We start from the raw sequence: 15,673 nt of genomic DNA, 5'->3' as shown, positions 1-15,673 counted from the left end.
CTGGTGGCGGCGGAATCCGCGCGATAGGAAGGCGCGACAACCGGGTAACCCGGACGCGATGGGGAACTTCGATAATGCGCCTGACCTGCCTTGCCGCCATGTTGCTGGCGACCACCTTCATCGGCGCGGTGCCGGTGTCGAGCCAGGCGCTGCCGCCGCCCGCGCCGATCGCCGGCGACGGCCCCGAGGATGCGAAGCTCAAGCAGCTTTTCTATGCCAGCGACGAGCGCGATCTGAAGAATGATCCGCTGCAGGCCATTTTCCGCGGCGACATGCGCTATGCCGATCGTTTCGGCGAATATCTGACCGATGCGCGCACAGCGCAGGACAAGCGCAACGTCGAGCAGGACCTGGCTGCGATCGCCGCGATCGACCGCAGCAAGCTGACCCGCGTCGACCAGATTGCCTATGACGTGTTCCGCAACGGCCGCGAGGTCGCGCTGCGCGGGTTCGCGCCGAACCTGGTCGCGATCGACCGGTTGCTGCCGCTCAGCCATTTCGGCGGGTTCCAGACCTTCTATCCCGATTTCGCGTCGGGCAAGGGTGGCGCGCCGTTCAAGACGGTCGCGGATTACGAGAATAATCTGCGGCGCAATGCGGGCTATGCCGCGGTCTATGACCGGGCGATCGCGCGGTTCCGCGAGGGCATGGCGAAGGGCGTGACCCAGCCCAAGCTGGTCGTGCGCAACATGATCGGCCAGTTCGACAATCTGATCGCCGAGGGTGTCGAGAAATCGACCATCTACGCCCCGGTGACGATGTTCCCCGCGTCGATCCCTACGGCCGACCGCACGCGCCTGACCGCGGCCTATGCCAAGCAGGTGCGCGAGGTGATCAATCCCGCGCATGTCCGGATGCGCGATTTCCTCGCCAACGAATATCTCGCCAAGGCCCGCGACACGGTCGGGCTGTCGGCGCTGCCGGGCGGGGCCGCGCTTTATGCCCAGCGGATCGAGGACAGCACGACGCTGCCGCTAGAGCCCGAGGCGGTGCATCAGCTCGGCCTGTCCGAGGTCGCGCGGATCACGCAGGCGATGGAGGCGCAGAAGGCCGCGGTCGGGTTCAAGGGCACGCTCGCCGCCTTCTTCGACCATCTGCGCACCGATCCTCGCTTCCAGCCCAAGTCGGCGGCGGCGGTGCGCGAGGGCTATGAGGAGATCGGCAAACGGGTCAACGCGCGCATCGCGACGCAATTCTCGCTGGTGCCCAAAAGTCCGCTCGAGATCCGCGCGGTGCCCGATTTCCGGGCGAAGACCGATGCGGCGGGGTCGTATCAGCAGGGGACCCCCGACGGCACGCGGCCGGGGATCTTCTACTACAACACCTATGACCTGCCGACGCGGTATCTGTGGGGGATGGAGACGCTCTACCTGCACGAGGCGGTGCCGGGCCATCATTACCAGATCAGCCTCGCGCAGGAGAATGTCGCGCTCCCCGCGTTCATCCGGTTCGGCGGCAACACCGCCTATGTCGAGGGCTGGGCGCTCTATGCCGAGACCTTGTGGAAGGAACTGGGCGTCGAAAGCGATCCCTATCAGCGGATGGGCGGCCTGAACGACGAGATGCTGCGCGCGATGCGGCTGGTCGTCGATACCGGCATCCACGCCAAGGGGTGGAGCCGCGACCAGGCGATCGCCTATATGCTCGCCAATTCGCCGATGGGGCGGACCGACGCGACCGCCGAGGTCGAGCGGTACATCTCTATTCCCGGCCAGGCGCTGGCGTACAAGATCGGCCAGCTGACGATCCTCAGGATGAAGGCCAAGGCGCAGGCGGCGCAGGGCGCCGCGTTCGATCCGCGCGCCTTCCATGCGCAGGTGCTCGATACGGGGGCACTGCCGATGCCGGTGCTGGAGAAGAAGATCGACGACTGGCTGGGCGGGGCGAAGTAAGCCCCATGATCCTCCCCCTGGCGGGGGAGGATTTCAGTGCGGCTTTAGGCCCGCTACCCGCCTCAGCCGTCGCGCAGGCCGATGCCGATGCTGGCCCGCGCGCTTTCGGATTCGCTGCTGACGACCGGATAGGCGCAATAGTCGGCGGCGTAATAGGCGCTGGGGCGGTGGTTGCCCGACCAGCCGACGCCGCCGAACGGCGCGCCCGATGAGGCACCGTTGGTGGGCTTGTTCCAGTTGACGATCCCGGCGCGGATATTGGCCCAGAACCGGTCGTAGAGCGCGGGCGTCTGGCTGATCAGCGCGGCGGACAGGCCATAGCGGGTGTTGTTCGCCTCGGCGATCGCGGCGTCGAAATCATCGGTGCGGAAGACCTGCAGGATCGGCCCGAACAGCTCGAGATCGGGGCGCTCCGCCATGTCGGTGACGTCGATCATCGCCGGGCGCAGGAAGGGCAGCGTATCGACCGGGCGTTCGAGATGCCGGATCGGCCGGCCGCCGCGCATCAGCAGCTCGAGAAAGCTCTCGGTCAGCTGGTCCGCCGCCTGGTTGTCGATCACCGGGCCCATGAACGGCGCCGGGTTCGCATGCGGCTCGTCGACGATGATCCGCGCGATCATCCGCTCGATCGTGTCGAGCAGCGGCTGGGCGAGCCGTTCCTGGACGATCAGCCGGCGCGCGGCGGTGCAGCGCTGGCCGGCGGTGGTGAAGGCGGACTGGACGACGAGCACCGCCGCGGTGTGCAGGTCCGGCGTGTCCCAGACCATGATCGGGTTGTTGCCGCCCATTTCGAGCGCGAGGATCTTCTCGGGCTTCTCGGCAAAGGCGCGGTTGAGCGCGAGGCCGGTCTGGGCCGAACCGGTGAAGAGCAGGCCGTCGATATCGGGATGCGCGGCCAGCGCCTTGCCCTCCGCGGGGCCGCCGACGAGCAGCCGGATACAGTCCTCGGGCACACCCGCGGCGCGGTAGCACTCGACGAGGAACGCGCCCGATGCGGGGGTCTTTTCGGACGGCTTGAAGACGACCGCGTTGCCGGCGATCAGGGCGGGGACGATGTGGCCGTTGGGGAGATGTGCCGGGAAGTTATAGGGGCCGAGCACCGCGAGCACGCCGTGCGGCTTATGGCGCAGCGCGACGCGGCTGTTCATCGGCGCCTCCATCCGGCGCTGCGCAGTGCGTTCGGCATAGGCGCTGACCGAGATGTCGACCTTGGCGATCACCGTCTCGACCTCGCCGCGCGCTTCCCAGATCGGCTTGCCCGTCTCGCGCGCGATCAGGTCGGTGAACGCGTCGTTGCGCTGGCGGACGACATTGGCGAACCGGCGCATCGTCTCGATCCGGAACGCGAGCGGCTTGGAGGCCCAGCCGGCCCAGCCCGACCGCGCGGTCGCCACTTCGGTATCGACATCCCCGATCGGGTGACGCCACAACAGCGTACCGGTTGCGGGTTCGTAGGAGAGGATCTCATCGGCCATATCGGGCTCTTGCCCCAATTTTAGAAGAGTTTCCACCACCCGCCGCACCGTCGGCCGCGGCACCCGCGTTCAGGCAAGCGCCTCGCCCATCGCCCGGATCGCCGCGACCTTCGCAGTAAGACGGCTCCAGTCGTCGGCGTCGGCGATCGGCGCCCAGATCGATTCCACCTCGTCGATCAGCAGGCTGCACGGCGTGCCCGACCAATAGGGATGGCTGCGATCCTTGCGCGCTGCATAGCCGCCGAGCGCGGCGCGGACCTCGTCCCATTCGGGACCGTAGCTTGCGGGCAGCTCGCCGCCGAAGGCATCGAAGAAGAACCGGTCGATACCCGTCCCGCTGGTCCGCAGCGCGCGTTCGATCGCCTGGACGAGCGCGCGGTCACTGTCCGGATCGCGCGGGCGGACGCCCAGCCGCCACAGGATCGCCGCGCCCACTTCGGTCTGATAGGCGGGGCCGAAACCGTCGAGCGCGGCGATCAGCGGATCGCTCTCGGCGATCGTGCGCAGCGATACCGCGAGCTGCATCACGTCCCAGTGGATCGCCTCGGGCTGGCGACCAAAGGCGTACAGCCCCTGATGATCAAAATAGGCGGCGGTAAAGCCCGGGTCCCAGGTCGGCGCGAACCGCCACGGGCCATAGTCGAAGCTTTCGCCGGTGACGTTGATGTTGTCCGAATTGAGCACGCCGTGGACGAAGCCCGCGGCCATGTAGCGCGCCGCGAGCCGCGCGGTCCGCGCGACGACGAGCGCGAGGAGGCGGACCGGATCGTCGCCTTCCCCGTTCCCGTCCTCGTCGAACAGGTTGCGCAGCGTATAGCCGACCAGCCGGCGTAGGGCGCCGTCGTCGCGATGATAGGCGAGGCGCTGGAACGTGCCGATCCGGACATGGCTGTGGCTGAGCCGGACCATGACCGCGGAGCGGGTCGGGCTCGGCTCGTCGCCGCGCTGCAGGTCTTCGCCCGTCTCGATAAGCGAGAGCGTGCGCGAGGTCGGGACGTTCAGCGCCTCGAGCATCTCGGTCGCGAGGATCTCGCGAACGCCACCTTTCAGCGTGAGCCGACCATCGCCCGCGCGGCTCCACGGCGTCTGCCCCGAGCCCTTGGTGCCGAGATCCATCAGGCGGCCGCGATCGTCGCGCATCTGGGCAAAGGTGAAACCGCGACCGTCGCCCAGATCGGGATTGTAATTGCGGAACTGATGACCGTGATAGCGCAACGCTAGCGGGCCGGGCAGCGTGTCCGGCAACGGCGCGAACCGGCCGAAATGGCGGGTCCATTCGTCGTCGTCGAGCGCCGCCAGACCGACCTGTGCGGCGGCGCGATCGTTGCGGAAGCGGAGCTGGGTGCGGGGGAAATCGGCCGCCGCGACCGGATCGAAGAACGGGTCGCCCAGGTCGAGCAACGTGGTTTCGGGGCGATAGGCGGGGAAGGCTTGCGGGTCGATGGGCATGCGGCGATATGGTGGCCGCTACCCGAAGGACGCAACCATGGCCGCTTACGAAAACCTCTATTGGTGGTCCAGGGACGGGCTGCGGCTGCACGCACGCGACTATCCGGGCGGCGGCGATGGCCGTCCGCCGATCCTGTGCCTGCCGGGGCTGACACGCAACGCGCGCGATTTCGATGCGCTCGCGGCGCGGCTGGCGGGACGCTGGCGGCTGATCGGGATCGATTTCCGCGGGCGCGGCGAGAGCGCCTATGCCAAGGATCCGATGTCCTATGTCCCGCTGACCTATGTCCAGGATGTCGAGGCGTTGCTGGCCGAGCATGGCATCGACCGTTTCGTCGCGTTCGGGACGTCGCTCGGCGGGATCGTCACGATGCTGATGGCGGGGCCGGCGCGCGGGCGAATCGCAGCCGCTTTGCTCAACGATGTCGGACCCGAGATCGACGCGCAGGGCCTGTCGCGGATCCGCGGCTATGTCGGCAAGGCGAGCGTCTTTCCGACCTGGATGCATGCCGCGCGCTGTGTGTCGGAGAGCAATGCCGACGTCTATCCCGACTGGACGATCGAGGACTGGCTGGCGATGGCCAAGCGCATCTACCGGCTGAACAGCTCGGGCCGGATCGTGCTCGATTACGACCTGAAGATCGCCGAACCGTTCCGCGTGCCGGGCAGCGAGGCCGGGCCGGACATGTGGCAGGCGCTGGCGGGCCTGCGCGAGATCCCGACGCTGATCGTGCGCGGTGGCCGGTCCGACCTGTTGTCCGCCGCGATCGCGGACAGGATGGTCGCATCGCTCGACCGCGCGACGCTCGTCACCGTGCCCGGGGTCGGTCATGCCCCAACGCTGAGCGAGCCGATCGTCCAGGCGCCGATCGACGAGCTGCTGGCGCAGGTGCTTGAGGGGGATGCTGTCCGCGCCTAGGGGACGGGGACGGGGCGTCGCAGCGACGCCTCGTCCCGCCTGCTCGATGACCGGAACAGCTTATGACCGCACCTGCCGACCTTCATGTGAATCACCGCTCCCTCGAGGGTCGACGCGCGATCATCACGGGAGGGACGACGGGCATCGGCCGGGCGATCGCGGTGCTGCTCGCGGCGGGGGGCGCCAAAGTCTATATCTGCGGTCACGATGCGGGTCATCTCGAGGACGCGCTCGTTTGCATCCGCGAGGTTGGCGAAGGCGACGGGATGGTCACCGAGCTTGCCGATCCGGACAAGGTTTGCGCCTTTTTCGATGCCGGCGAGGCGTATCTGGGCGGGTTCGACATCACCGTCGTCAACGCCTCGATCGCTGCGGGCGGGCTGACGCAGATGGACGAAGACGCGCTGCGCTACGCGATCGCGGTCAATTTCACCGCCTATCTGCTCAGCGCGCATCACGCCGCGCACCGGATGACGCCGATCGGCGACCTCGTCCTCATCGGGTCGCTCAGCGCGCATATCCTCGGGCCGAGCTCGACCGTCTATGCGGGCATCAAATCGGGTATCGCCGGTTTCGCCGAGGCGCTGCGCCGCGAGCTGGGGCCCAAGGGGATCCGGGTGTCGCTGATCGAGCCCGGCAAGGTCGGCTCCAACATGCAATATCCCGACGTGCCCGACGAAAAGCAGCGGGAAATGATCGCGGCGGAGCAGATGCTGCGCGGCGAGGACATCGCTGCGGGCGTCGAGTTCCTGCTGACGCAGCCGACGCGCAGTGTGATCCAGCAGCTCGTCATCGTGCCCCGCGCGTTGGAGGGGGAATAGCGACACCGCTCACCCGTCCCGTTCGTGCTGAGCGAAGTCGAAGCACCTCCGCTCGGGGCATGCCCTTCGACTTCGCTCAGGGCGAACGGGCATGGTGCGGGGCGGCCAAACAACCAGAATTTAGGAGAATAGCATGTTCGATCAGCTCGTCTTCACTCCCGCCGACATCGACCTGTCGCGCTCGCCGCTGGCGGGCAAGGTCGGGGCCGAGACCTATGTGCTCGGTGCGTTCAATCCGGGGATGACGCGGCTGGCGAACGGCAATCTGCTGCTGATGGTGCGCGTGGCCGAGGCGTTGCGCGAGCCGCTCAAGGGCGGGAATGTCCATGCGATCCGCTGGCAGGACGGCGCCTATCTGCGCGATGCGTGGCCGTTGCAGATGGTCGACACCAAGGATCCGCGCAAATTCCTGATCCCCGGCGGCGGATGGAAGGTGATGGCGCTGACCTCGCTGTCCTGGCTGCTACCGGTCGAGCTCGACGCGGAGGGCCGTTCGGTCGTCGCGGTCCATTACGACAAGGCGATCGCGCCGCGCACGCCCTATCAATGCTACGGCGTCGAGGATGCCCGAATCTCGAAGGTCGGCGACCGCTATCTGATGACGACCTGTTCGGTCAGCCCGGAACGGCATTCGACCACGCTTTATTCGTCCGCCGATGCGCTCGACTGGCAGCTCGAGGGGATCGTGCTCGATCACCAGAACAAGGACATGCTGATCTTCGAAGGGCTGATCGGCGGGCAATATTGGGCGCAGACGCGGCCGCTCGGCGATCTGTACTTCGCCTATCCGCCGGGCAGCGAATGGCGCGCCGGGCCGTCGATCAACCTGTCGCGCTCGCCCGATGCGCTCCACTGGAAGCCGCATGACAAGCCCGGCATCCGCCCTCACGCCGCCACGGTCTCGACCGCGCGGATGGGCGGCGGGACACCACCGATCCTGACCGATCGCGGCTGGCTGAGCCTGTGGCACGGCGTCGAGCCGTCGGGCGTGGTCGGCATCTACCGCACCTATTGGTCGATCCTCGACAAGGGCGACCCGTCGATCACGATCGCGACCCAGCACGCGCCGCTGCTCGAGGCGAACCCCGCGCTGACCGAACCGCTCAAGGACCAGATGTACGTCGACAATGTCGTCTTCACGACGGGCATTGCGGACGCGGGCGACTTCTACGTGGTGGCGAGCGGCGAGGCGGACCTGGCGTGCCGGATCACCCACATCGCGAAGACTGCGTTCGACCCGCCCGCCTGATGCGGTTCGTGGCGTATTTTGGTGGGGAGCGGACCTTACCTCTCCAAGGCTGACACAAGACTGGTGAAAGCATCTACGTTCGCTTTCTGATGCGAAAGCACCCCGGCAGTAATATCCTGCGTAGTGCCATCCGGCATGACAAGCTGTGCCTTCACTCCGCCGTTACTGAAGAGATCGACCTGTCGCAGAGATTCTTTGCGCTGCTCGTTCGCCCATTTGATCAAGTCATCCAGTGTTTTCACCGTCCGCCCCCCTCCGTTGTCGGCATCATAGCACGGCATGAAATTATGCTTCTAGTGTCCGCAAGTGGGCGGAAGCTGACAGCAATCCAGCGCGCCTGCTCCCTTGAAACCCCGGCGGGAAATCGGCATCGCGTCGGGCATGGCCGCACCCGTCAACATCCTGCATCTCCACTCCTCGTTCGACCTCGGCGGGAAGGAGGCGCGGGCGGTGCGGTTGATGAATGCGTTCGGCGATCGCGCCAAGCATACCATCGTGTCGGGCGTGCCCGATGCGCTGGGCGCGCAGGCGTCGATCGCCAAGGGGATCCGCTACGAGATCGCGCAGAACCCGCCGCCGCTGACGGGCAAGCCGTCGGTCGCGCGCTACGAGGCGATCGCGCAATATATGCGGCGGTTCGACCTGGTGCTGAGCTATAACTGGGGGGCGATCGACGGGGCGATGGCGCGCCGCGCGTTCGGCAAGGGCGCACCGCCGCTGGTCCACCACGAGGACGGGTTCAACGCCGACGAGGCGGGCGGGCTGAAGATCGAGCGCAACATCTATCGCCGGCTCGCGCTGGGTGCGGCACATGCGCTGGCGGTCCCGTCCGAGGTACTCGAGGCGATCGCGCTGAAGACCTGGAAACAGCCGCGCGAGCGGGTGCACCGGATCGTGAACGGCATCGGCACCGCCTATTATGCGCAGAAGCCCGAACCCAAGGCGATCCCGGGGTTCGTGCCGAAGGCGAAGGAGGTCGTCATCGGCGCGCTGGCGGGTCTGCGCGAGGTGAAGGACCTCACCGCACTGGTGCGTGCGGTCGGCGGCGTGTCGGGGCGGGTGCGGCTGGTGATCGTCGGCGAAGGACCCGAACGCGCGCGGATCGCGCAGGCGGCCGCCGCGATGGGGATGGCCGACACGCTCGTCCTGCCGGGATTTCTCGATCGGCCCTATCGTTATATCGGGCATTTCGACATCCTCGCTCTGTCGTCGCGCAGCGAGCAGTTTCCGATTTCGGTGGTCGAGGCGATGGCCGCCGGCCTGCCGATCGCGAGCTATCCGGTCGGCGACGTCGCGCGGATGGTCGCGCCCGAAAACCTGCCGTTCATCACCGAGGCGCCGAGCGAGGTGCGGCTGCGCGATGCGTTGCAGGCGCTGGTCGCGGATCCCGCGCTGCGCGCGTCGATCGGGGCGGCGAATCAGCGGCGCGCGCGGGCCGAATTCGACGAATCGGTGATGATCGCGCGCTACCGTGCGCTGTACGAAGAGGCGCTCGGCAGACCCGGCGCGCTAACCTAGGTCTTAATTTGCTCGCACGCTGCGTCCTTGCGATATAGGGGGCCGTATTTTCCGGGAGAGGTGACGTCGTGTTCAAGGGCCTGAAGCCTATCGTCTATAACGGTCGCGAAGTGTGGCCGCTGGTGGAAGGCGGCAAGGGAGTCGCGGCGACCAACCATGCGTCGGCCGGAGCCTGGGCCGCCGCGGGTGGCATCGGCACGGTTTCTGCCGTGAATGCCGATAGTTACGATCCAGAGGGCAAGATCATCCCGCAGGTCTATGCCGCGCTGACGCGGCGTGACCGGCATGAGGAGCTGGTCCAGTATGCGATCGACGGTGCGGTCCAGCAGGTCGAGCGCGCCTATGAGATCGCCGACGGCAAGGGCGCGATCAACATCAACGTGCTGTGGGAAATGGGCGGCGCGCAGCGGATCCTGCACGGCGTGCTCGAGCGGACGCGCGGCAAGGTGGCGGGCGTCACCTGTGGCGCAGGCATGCCCTACAAGCTCAGCGAGATCACCGCGTCCTACGGCGTCAGCTACCTGCCGATCGTCAGTTCGGGGCGGGCGTTCCGTGCGCTGTGGAAGCGCGCCTATTCGAAGGCGGCACAGTGGCTGGCGGCAGTCGTGTACGAGGATCCTTGGCTCGCGGGCGGGCATAACGGCCTGTCGAATGCCGAGGATCCGCTGAAGCCGCAGGATCCCTATCCTCGCGTGAAGGAACTGCGCGACGTGATGCGCGAGGGCGGTATTTCGGACGATGTGCCGATCGTGATGGCGGGCGGCGTCTGGTATCTGCGCGACTGGAACGACTGGATCGACAATCCCGAACTCGGCACGATCGCGTTCCAGTTCGGTACCCGCCCGCTGCTGACGCGCGAAAGCCCGATCCCGCAGGGGTGGAAGGACGCGCTGACGAAGATCGAGGAAGGCGATGTGCTGCTGCACAAATTCTCGCCGACCGGTTTCTATTCCTCGGCGGTGCGCAACCCGTTTCTGCGTAGCCTCGAGGCGCGGTCCGAACGCCAGATCGCGTTCTCGACGCAGGAGGCGGGCGACCACATCTTCCAGCTCGACGTCGGCGTGAAGGGCAAGAATTTCTGGGTAACGCGCAACGACCTGCTGCGCGCACGCCAGTGGTTCGGCGAAGGCTATACCGACGCGCTCAAGACCCCGGACAACACGCTCGTCTTCGTCGGCCCCGAGGAGAAGGGCATGATCCGCAAGGACCAGGCCGACTGCATGGGCTGCCTGTCGCAATGCTCCTTCTCGAGCTGGGCGGATACCGAGACCAACTCGACGGGGCGGCTCGCCGACCCGCGCAGCTTCTGCATCCAGAAGACGCTGCAGGATATCGCGCATGGCGGCGACATCGACCAGAACCTGATGTTCGCCGGCCATGCGGCGTATAACTTCAAGAAGGACCCGTTCTATTCCAACGGGTTCGTGCCGAGCGTCGGGCAGCTGGTCGATCGGATCCTGACCGGCGACTGAGCCGGTCAGGCTAGGGGGGCAAAGGCATGACGCTGCATGCGTGGACGGTGTTCCTAGTCGCGGTGATCCTGTTGTGCGGCACGCCGGGGCCGAACATGCTGCACGTCATGACGCGCAGCATGACCTTCGGCGCGCGGCGCAGCCTGGCGGCGATGGCGGGGTGCCTGACCGCGCTGGTCCTCGTCCTCGCGGCATCGGCGGCGGGCGTCGCGGCTTTGCTGACTGCCTGGCCGCGGGTGTTTGATGCGCTGCGCTATGCCGGCGTCGCCTATCTGATCGTGCTGGGGATCAAGGCGTGGCGCAGTGCGGGCGGGCCAGTCGATCTGGGCGCCGACACGCTGCCGCGCACGATGTCGGCCGCACGACTGTTCCGCGGCGGGTTCGTGATCGGGATCAGCAATCCCAAGCTGCTGCTGTTCGCCGCCGCCTTCCTGCCGCAGTTCGTCAACCGCGCCGCGCCGCAGGGGCCGCAGTTCGCGATCCTCGTCGTCACCTTCGCGGTGGTCGAAAGCCTCTGGTATGCGGTCTATGCGATGAGCGGGCGGACGCTGGCGCGGCATCTGACGCGACCGGCACTGCGGCGCGCCTTCGACCGGGCGACGGGGGCGGTGTTCGTCGGCTTCGGTCTCGCGCTGCTCGGAACGCGCGTCTGACGCGGCGGCTGAGGTTGCCGATTGGCGGGATAGCGCGCATACCGTGCGCATTGCGGCGCTTCATTCGGGCAAGCCACGACTGAGAGACGTATCGCGCTCCCGCTCCCTGCCGGGATTATCAGATGACCACCACGCCCAGCGCCGATGTTGCGCCCATTTCGCGTGCGATGAACGTACGCGTCACCGAGGCCCAGGCCGTCGCGATGTGCGCCAAGCACAAGGCCGAGATCAGCGCGATAGAATCGCTGCCGTCGGGGGGGACACGGATCGTCCTGATGAACATTGCGGATGCCGCGACCGTCGCCAAGGCGTTCGGGTCGAAGGTCCTGACGGGCACCGTCCAGCGGACCGGCTGGATCCGCGCACGGTGATTTGAGGGGCGACGCGCGGACCTTCAGGCCCGCGCGCGCCAGACGTTTCAGTCAGCGACCGTGCCGACCACCGCACCGCCGGCACCACCGACCGCTGCGCCCTTTTCGACACTACCGCCCGTCGCCGCGGCGACACCCGCACCGCCCGCAGCACCGATGCCTGCGCCCTTGAGCGTCGAGCAGGCGCTCATCGACACGGCGGACGCGATCAGCAGCGCGGAAACAGCAATCTTCTTCATGGGATACTCCTCTTTCTCTCCGGGGGTATCCAACAAATGCCGCACTGCGGAATCGGTTCCGGGCACAGGCGCGGGGACGGGTGAGGGACAGTCAGGCCCAGCCTTCGAGCACCTGATCGGGCGGGCGGTGGCCATCGGCCCACATCCGGATGTTCTGGATCACCTTCTCGCCTGTCGCGATCCGCCCCTCGAACGTCGCCGATCCCATGTGCGGGAGCATCACGACGTTATCGAGCGCGAGCAGCCGCGGATCGATCTGCGGCTCGTGGCGCCAGACATCGAGCCCGGCACCGGCGAGCCGGCCCGCCTCGAGCGCGTCGACCAGCGCGGTCTCGTCGACCACGCCGCCGCGCGAGGCGTTGATGAGGAAGACGTGCGGGCGCATCAGCGCGATCCGGCGCGCGTCGATCATGTCCCGGCTGTCGGCGTTCAGCGGGGTGTGGATCGTCACGATGTCGACTGCGCCGAGCAGCTCGTCGAGCGAGGGGTGCCACGTCGCCCCGAGCGCCTGTTCGAGTGCGACGGGGAGGCGGCGGCGATTGTTATAGTGGATCGAGAGGCCGAATGCGGCGGCACGGCGCGCGACCGCCTGTCCGATCCGGCCCATCCCGACGATGCCGAGTGCCTTGCCGCCGATCCGGTGGCCCAGCATCCCGCCGGGGCTCCAGCCGGTCCATGCGCCCGAACGGACGAGCTTCTCGCCCTCCGCCAGCCGCCGCGGCACCGACAGGATCAACGCCATCGTCATGTCCGCGGTGTCTTCGGTCAGCACCCCCGGCGTGTTGGTGACGATGATCCCGCGCGCACGCGCCGCCTTCAGGTCGATATGGTTCACGCCCGCGCCGTAATTGGCGATCAGGCGAAGGCGATCGCCCGCGCCGGCGATCAGCGCGGCGTCGATATCGTCGGTCACGGTCGGGACCAGCACGTCGCAATCGGCCATCGCGGCGGCCAACTGGTCGCGGCTGAGCTTGGCATCGCCGTGGTTGTTGGTCGTGTCGAACAGCGCCGCCATACGGTCCATGACCGCATCGGCGAGTTCGCGCGTGACGACCACCTTGGGGTTGGGGCAGCGCCGGGTGTCGGGCCGGCTATCGGGGCGTGGATCGGGCATGACTGTGGCTTGGCGAACGTCATCCACGGCGTCAACGATGGAGCGGCAAAACCGCGCTGCCATCCGTGGAACGGCGGCGCGCACGCTTAGCAGTTGAAACCGCCGCCGCGGTGGCGATAGAGCTTGGCCGGACACGAACCGCGTCGGCAACAGGACATCAGCATGCGCATTCTCGCCTTCGGGCTCGCCGCCCTCGTCACGGCGGCGCTGGGCACCGAGCCTGCCGCCGCCGCGGATCCGGTGCGCAAACTCCCTTATTATGCCTCGATCTCGGCGGGGCGCGCGCGGTTGCGGACCGGCCCGGCACGCGCCTATCCCGCCAGCTGGCTGTATCAGCGTGCCGACCTGCCCGTGCGCGTGATCGCGATCCACAAGGAATGGCGCAAGATCGCCGATCCGGACGGCACCGAAGGCTGGATGCAGGCCAATCTGATGAGCAGCACGCGCACCGCGATCGTACGCGGCACCACCCCGATCGCGATCCTCGACCGCCCGAGCGAAAGCGGACGCCTGCAATGGCGCGCGGCCCCCGGCGTCGTCGGTCGGCTGAGCCAGTGCGGCAATGGGTGGTGCAAGATGGACATCAAGGGACAGGCCGGTTTCGTGCGCGTCGACGCGCTGTGGGGAGTCGACGCGGACGAAGCGCTGCCCTGAGCGATGACGCGCCGTCGCATCCGGATCGCGTCATGCGGATAGAGCGCGACGATCTGACGCGCGACGCGGTCGTCGATCTGGTCGCGCTGCACCAGCGCGCCGCGCATGCCAATTCGCCGCCGGGCTGTGTCTTTGCCCTCGACCTCGCCGGCCTGCGCGATCCGTCGGTGGTGGTGTGGTCGGCCTGGGACGGGGCGGGGGGCGAGTCGACGCTGCTCGGGATCGTCGCGATGAAGCGGCTCGACGCGGGGCATTGCGAGCTGAAATCGATGCGGACGCATCCCGACCATGTACGCCGCGGCGTCGGCGCGGCGCTGCTGGAGCATGCGATCCGCCATGCCAGAGACATGGGCGCGACCCGGATCAGCCTCGAGACCGGGAGCAACGCCGCCTATGCCGCAGCGCGCGCGCTGTACGAGCGCGCCGGCTTTGTCCGCTGTAAGCGGTTCGGGTCTTATCCGCCCTCGCGGTTCAGCCGATATTACACGCTGGATCTCTGACGGCGGTAACGTTGGCCGGGATCGGCTTGACGGCGCGGGACGTGCCCGGCACGCGCGGCGGATGATCGACGCCATGCCCGTGCCGAGCCCGATGATCGCCGCGGCGGCGCTGGGCGTGCTCGGTGCGATCGTCGGCAGCTTCATCGCTGCGCTGGTGATTCGCTGGCCGCAGGACCGGTCGGTCGTTCGCGGGCGGTCGGCGTGCGACGCATGCGGGCGGACGCTGACCGTGATCGATCTCGTCCCGCTGGTCAGTGCGCTGCTGCTGCGGGGGCGGTGTCGAAGTTGCGGCGCGCGGATCGACCCGCTGCACTGGCGAATCGAGACCTGCGGCCTGGCGATCGGCGTCGCCGCGGGACTGGTCGTGCCGGGGGCCGTCGCCCTGTGGGGCGCCGCCTTTGGCTGGCTGTTGCTGGCACTCGCCGCGCTCGATCTCGTCGCCTTCTGGTTGCCCGACCGTCTGACCCTCTTGCTGGCGCTCGGCGGCGCGGCGGGCGGCGTCACCGGACTGGCGCCAGGAGGAGCCGACCGGCTGATCGGCGGGGTCGCGGGGTTCGGCCTGCTCTGGGCGATCGCGGCAGGCTATCGTCGGATCCGTGGGCATGACGGGATGGGCGGCGGCGATCCCAAGCTGTTCGGTGCGATCGGGCTGTGGCTCGGCTGGCAGATGCTGCCCGCCGTGTTGCTGATCGCCAGCATGGTCGGGCTGGGCGCGGTACTCACGATGCGCGTCGGCGGCAAACCCGTGACCGGGCAGACCGCGATGCCGTTCGGCGCATTGCTGGCGATCGCGGCTTATCCGGCCTGGCTCTTCATGATAGCGTCGAGCGGATGATGCTATTGCTTATCGCCGCGGCCGTGCAGGCCGCCACGCCCGCCAAGACGGTGCCCGGCGACACCACCAAGGCTCCCGCGACGCTCGGTCCGATCGGCAAGCAGTCGATGCCCGCACGGGGATGCGCGGCGTATCTCTGGTCGACGGGCGACCGAGCGCTGGTGGCGATGGCGACCGCCGACTCGGCGCGGTTGCGTCTCGCGGTCGACGGCAAGCCGGTCGATTATGCGCGCGTCGACGAGGCCGGGCCGGGTGGCTACGGCTTTGCCGGGGTCACGACCTATCGCGGTGGCGATCTGACCGTCGCGCTCGACATGACGATCGTCACGCGCGAGGATCTGGCGTCAGGCGCGATGGTGCCCAATGCGACGCTACGGCTCGAGCGGCCGGGCCGCGACACCATCGTCCTTCCGGTGGCCGGCATGATCGGCTGCGTGTGAATCGCCGGATGACGGAAACCAACCCAAGTTTCGTGCGTTGCGAGGGATTAACGGGGATGAATCGAACGCGGT

The 15,673-nt window shown here is 67.7% G+C and carries 17 protein-coding genes; 12 read left to right on the top strand and 5 right to left on the bottom strand.

The features are described 5' to 3' along the window. Positions 1-74 precede the first annotated feature (74 nt). A complete protein-coding gene (locus IFT87_RS09095; RefSeq protein WP_192008264.1) occupies positions 75-1,892 on the top strand; it encodes a DUF885 domain-containing protein in 1,818 nt (605 codons plus the stop codon). Positions 1,893-1,954: 62 nt separating this feature from the next. Here the strand turns inward: IFT87_RS09095 and astD are convergent, their stop codons facing one another. Together astD and IFT87_RS09085 are read right to left on the bottom strand one after the other, a co-directional pair. After that, the gene (astD, locus tag IFT87_RS09090; RefSeq protein WP_031441361.1) at positions 1,955-3,367 is read right to left on the bottom strand and encodes a succinylglutamate-semialdehyde dehydrogenase; all 1,413 of its coding nucleotides are present in this window, start codon (positions 3,365-3,367) and stop codon (positions 1,955-1,957) included. A gap of 69 nt (positions 3,368-3,436) precedes the next feature. Then, the gene (locus tag IFT87_RS09085) at positions 3,437-4,816 is read right to left on the bottom strand and encodes a protein adenylyltransferase SelO family protein (RefSeq protein WP_192008263.1); all 1,380 of its coding nucleotides are present in this window, start codon (positions 4,814-4,816) and stop codon (positions 3,437-3,439) included. A gap of 37 nt (positions 4,817-4,853) precedes the next feature. Between IFT87_RS09085 and IFT87_RS09080 the strand changes: the two genes are divergently transcribed. The 3 genes from IFT87_RS09080 (at position 4,854) to IFT87_RS09070 (ending at position 7,805) form a co-directional block, all read left to right on the top strand. Then, on the top strand, positions 4,854-5,735 hold the full coding sequence (locus tag IFT87_RS09080) for an alpha/beta fold hydrolase (protein WP_037527659.1): 882 nt from the start codon (positions 4,854-4,856) through the stop codon (positions 5,733-5,735). 62 nt (positions 5,736-5,797) lie between these two features. After that, positions 5,798-6,556, top strand: a complete 759-nt coding sequence (locus tag IFT87_RS09075) for an SDR family oxidoreductase (protein ID WP_192008261.1) — start codon at positions 5,798-5,800, stop codon at positions 6,554-6,556. A 133-nt stretch (positions 6,557-6,689) separates the two neighbouring features. Further along, positions 6,690-7,805, top strand: a complete 1,116-nt coding sequence (locus tag IFT87_RS09070) for a glycoside hydrolase family 130 protein (protein WP_037527645.1) — start codon at positions 6,690-6,692, stop codon at positions 7,803-7,805. Positions 7,806-7,840: 35 nt separating this feature from the next. Here the strand turns inward: IFT87_RS09070 and IFT87_RS09065 are convergent, their stop codons facing one another. Then, on the bottom strand, positions 7,841-8,047 hold the full coding sequence (locus IFT87_RS09065; RefSeq protein ID WP_128082019.1) for a hypothetical protein: 207 nt from the start codon (positions 8,045-8,047) through the stop codon (positions 7,841-7,843). 139 nt (positions 8,048-8,186) lie between these two features. Here IFT87_RS09065 and IFT87_RS09060 point away from each other — a divergent pair, with 139 nt between their 5' ends. The 4 genes from IFT87_RS09060 (at position 8,187) to IFT87_RS09045 (ending at position 11,819) form a co-directional block, all read left to right on the top strand. Then, on the top strand, positions 8,187-9,323 hold the full coding sequence (locus tag IFT87_RS09060; RefSeq protein WP_031441355.1) for a glycosyltransferase family 4 protein: 1,137 nt from the start codon (positions 8,187-8,189) through the stop codon (positions 9,321-9,323). A 68-nt stretch (positions 9,324-9,391) separates the two neighbouring features. Next, a complete protein-coding gene (locus IFT87_RS09055) occupies positions 9,392-10,795 on the top strand; it encodes an NAD(P)H-dependent flavin oxidoreductase (RefSeq protein WP_037527642.1) in 1,404 nt (467 codons plus the stop codon). A gap of 26 nt (positions 10,796-10,821) precedes the next feature. Further along, on the top strand, positions 10,822-11,448 hold the full coding sequence (locus IFT87_RS09050) for a LysE family translocator (RefSeq protein WP_037527640.1): 627 nt from the start codon (positions 10,822-10,824) through the stop codon (positions 11,446-11,448). A 122-nt stretch (positions 11,449-11,570) separates the two neighbouring features. Next, the gene (locus tag IFT87_RS09045; protein ID WP_197975206.1) at positions 11,571-11,819 is read left to right on the top strand and encodes a hypothetical protein; all 249 of its coding nucleotides are present in this window, start codon (positions 11,571-11,573) and stop codon (positions 11,817-11,819) included. A gap of 47 nt (positions 11,820-11,866) precedes the next feature. On the opposite strand, the gene IFT87_RS09040 is transcribed toward IFT87_RS09045, so the two are convergent. Beyond that, positions 11,867-12,058: a hypothetical protein gene (locus tag IFT87_RS09040; RefSeq protein ID WP_031395371.1), complete on the bottom strand. Its 192-nt coding sequence runs from the start codon at positions 12,056-12,058 to the stop codon at positions 11,867-11,869. Positions 12,059-12,149: 91 nt separating this feature from the next. Continuing rightward, positions 12,150-13,172: a 2-hydroxyacid dehydrogenase gene (locus IFT87_RS09035; RefSeq protein ID WP_037527638.1), complete on the bottom strand. Its 1,023-nt coding sequence runs from the start codon at positions 13,170-13,172 to the stop codon at positions 12,150-12,152. A 162-nt stretch (positions 13,173-13,334) separates the two neighbouring features. Between IFT87_RS09035 and IFT87_RS09030 the strand changes: the two genes are divergently transcribed. The 4 genes from IFT87_RS09030 (at position 13,335) to IFT87_RS09015 (ending at position 15,601) form a co-directional block, all read left to right on the top strand. Next, positions 13,335-13,826, top strand: coding sequence for an SH3 domain-containing protein (locus IFT87_RS09030; protein ID WP_166748445.1), 492 nt, complete (start codon positions 13,335-13,337; stop codon positions 13,824-13,826). 32 nt (positions 13,827-13,858) lie between these two features. Continuing rightward, positions 13,859-14,326 (top strand): GNAT family N-acetyltransferase, encoded by a 468-nt coding sequence (locus IFT87_RS09025; RefSeq protein WP_037527636.1) that lies wholly within the window; start codon positions 13,859-13,861, stop codon positions 14,324-14,326. A gap of 61 nt (positions 14,327-14,387) precedes the next feature. Beyond that, a complete protein-coding gene (locus IFT87_RS09020) occupies positions 14,388-15,161 on the top strand; it encodes a prepilin peptidase (protein WP_249403288.1) in 774 nt (257 codons plus the stop codon). Next, a complete protein-coding gene (locus tag IFT87_RS09015; protein ID WP_037527632.1) occupies positions 15,158-15,601 on the top strand; it encodes a hypothetical protein in 444 nt (147 codons plus the stop codon). The genes IFT87_RS09020 and IFT87_RS09015 overlap by 4 nt, the downstream gene beginning before the upstream one ends. Positions 15,602-15,673 lie beyond the last annotated feature (72 nt).

Source organism: Sphingomonas sp. CFBP 8765 (assembly GCF_014841445.1).
GTDB lineage: Bacteria > Pseudomonadota > Alphaproteobacteria > Sphingomonadales > Sphingomonadaceae > Sphingomonas > Sphingomonas aerolata.
Note: the sequence above shows the minus strand (reverse complement) of the source record. Positions and strands in the feature narration are given on the sequence as shown.

What these genes read in the sequence shown, in the direction of transcription:
- IFT87_RS09070 (WP_037527645.1), top strand. Translation starts at nt 6,690, where the DNA reads ATGTTCGATCAGCTCGTCTTCACTCCCGCCGACATCGACCTGTCGCGC.
- IFT87_RS09045 (WP_197975206.1), top strand. Translation starts at nt 11,571, where the DNA reads ATGACCACCACGCCCAGCGCCGATGTTGCGCCCATTTCGCGTGCGATG.
- IFT87_RS09025 (WP_037527636.1), top strand. Translation starts at nt 13,859, where the DNA reads ATGCGGATAGAGCGCGACGATCTGACGCGCGACGCGGTCGTCGATCTG.
- IFT87_RS09035 (WP_037527638.1), bottom strand. Translation starts at nt 13,172, where the DNA reads ATGCCCGATCCACGCCCCGATAGCCGGCCCGACACCCGGCGCTGCCCC.
- IFT87_RS09020 (WP_249403288.1), top strand. Translation starts at nt 14,388, where the DNA reads ATGATCGACGCCATGCCCGTGCCGAGCCCGATGATCGCCGCGGCGGCG.
- astD (WP_031441361.1), bottom strand. Translation starts at nt 3,367, where the DNA reads ATGGCCGATGAGATCCTCTCCTACGAACCCGCAACCGGTACGCTGTTG.
- IFT87_RS09040 (WP_031395371.1), bottom strand. Translation starts at nt 12,058, where the DNA reads ATGAAGAAGATTGCTGTTTCCGCGCTGCTGATCGCGTCCGCCGTGTCG.
- IFT87_RS09075 (WP_192008261.1), top strand. Translation starts at nt 5,798, where the DNA reads ATGACCGCACCTGCCGACCTTCATGTGAATCACCGCTCCCTCGAGGGT.
- IFT87_RS09060 (WP_031441355.1), top strand. Translation starts at nt 8,187, where the DNA reads ATGGCCGCACCCGTCAACATCCTGCATCTCCACTCCTCGTTCGACCTC.
- IFT87_RS09080 (WP_037527659.1), top strand. Translation starts at nt 4,854, where the DNA reads ATGGCCGCTTACGAAAACCTCTATTGGTGGTCCAGGGACGGGCTGCGG.
- IFT87_RS09015 (WP_037527632.1), top strand. Translation starts at nt 15,158, where the DNA reads ATGATGCTATTGCTTATCGCCGCGGCCGTGCAGGCCGCCACGCCCGCC.
- IFT87_RS09050 (WP_037527640.1), top strand. Translation starts at nt 10,822, where the DNA reads ATGACGCTGCATGCGTGGACGGTGTTCCTAGTCGCGGTGATCCTGTTG.
- IFT87_RS09085 (WP_192008263.1), bottom strand. Translation starts at nt 4,816, where the DNA reads ATGCCCATCGACCCGCAAGCCTTCCCCGCCTATCGCCCCGAAACCACG.
- IFT87_RS09030 (WP_166748445.1), top strand. Translation starts at nt 13,335, where the DNA reads ATGCGCATTCTCGCCTTCGGGCTCGCCGCCCTCGTCACGGCGGCGCTG.
- IFT87_RS09095 (WP_192008264.1), top strand. Translation starts at nt 75, where the DNA reads ATGCGCCTGACCTGCCTTGCCGCCATGTTGCTGGCGACCACCTTCATC.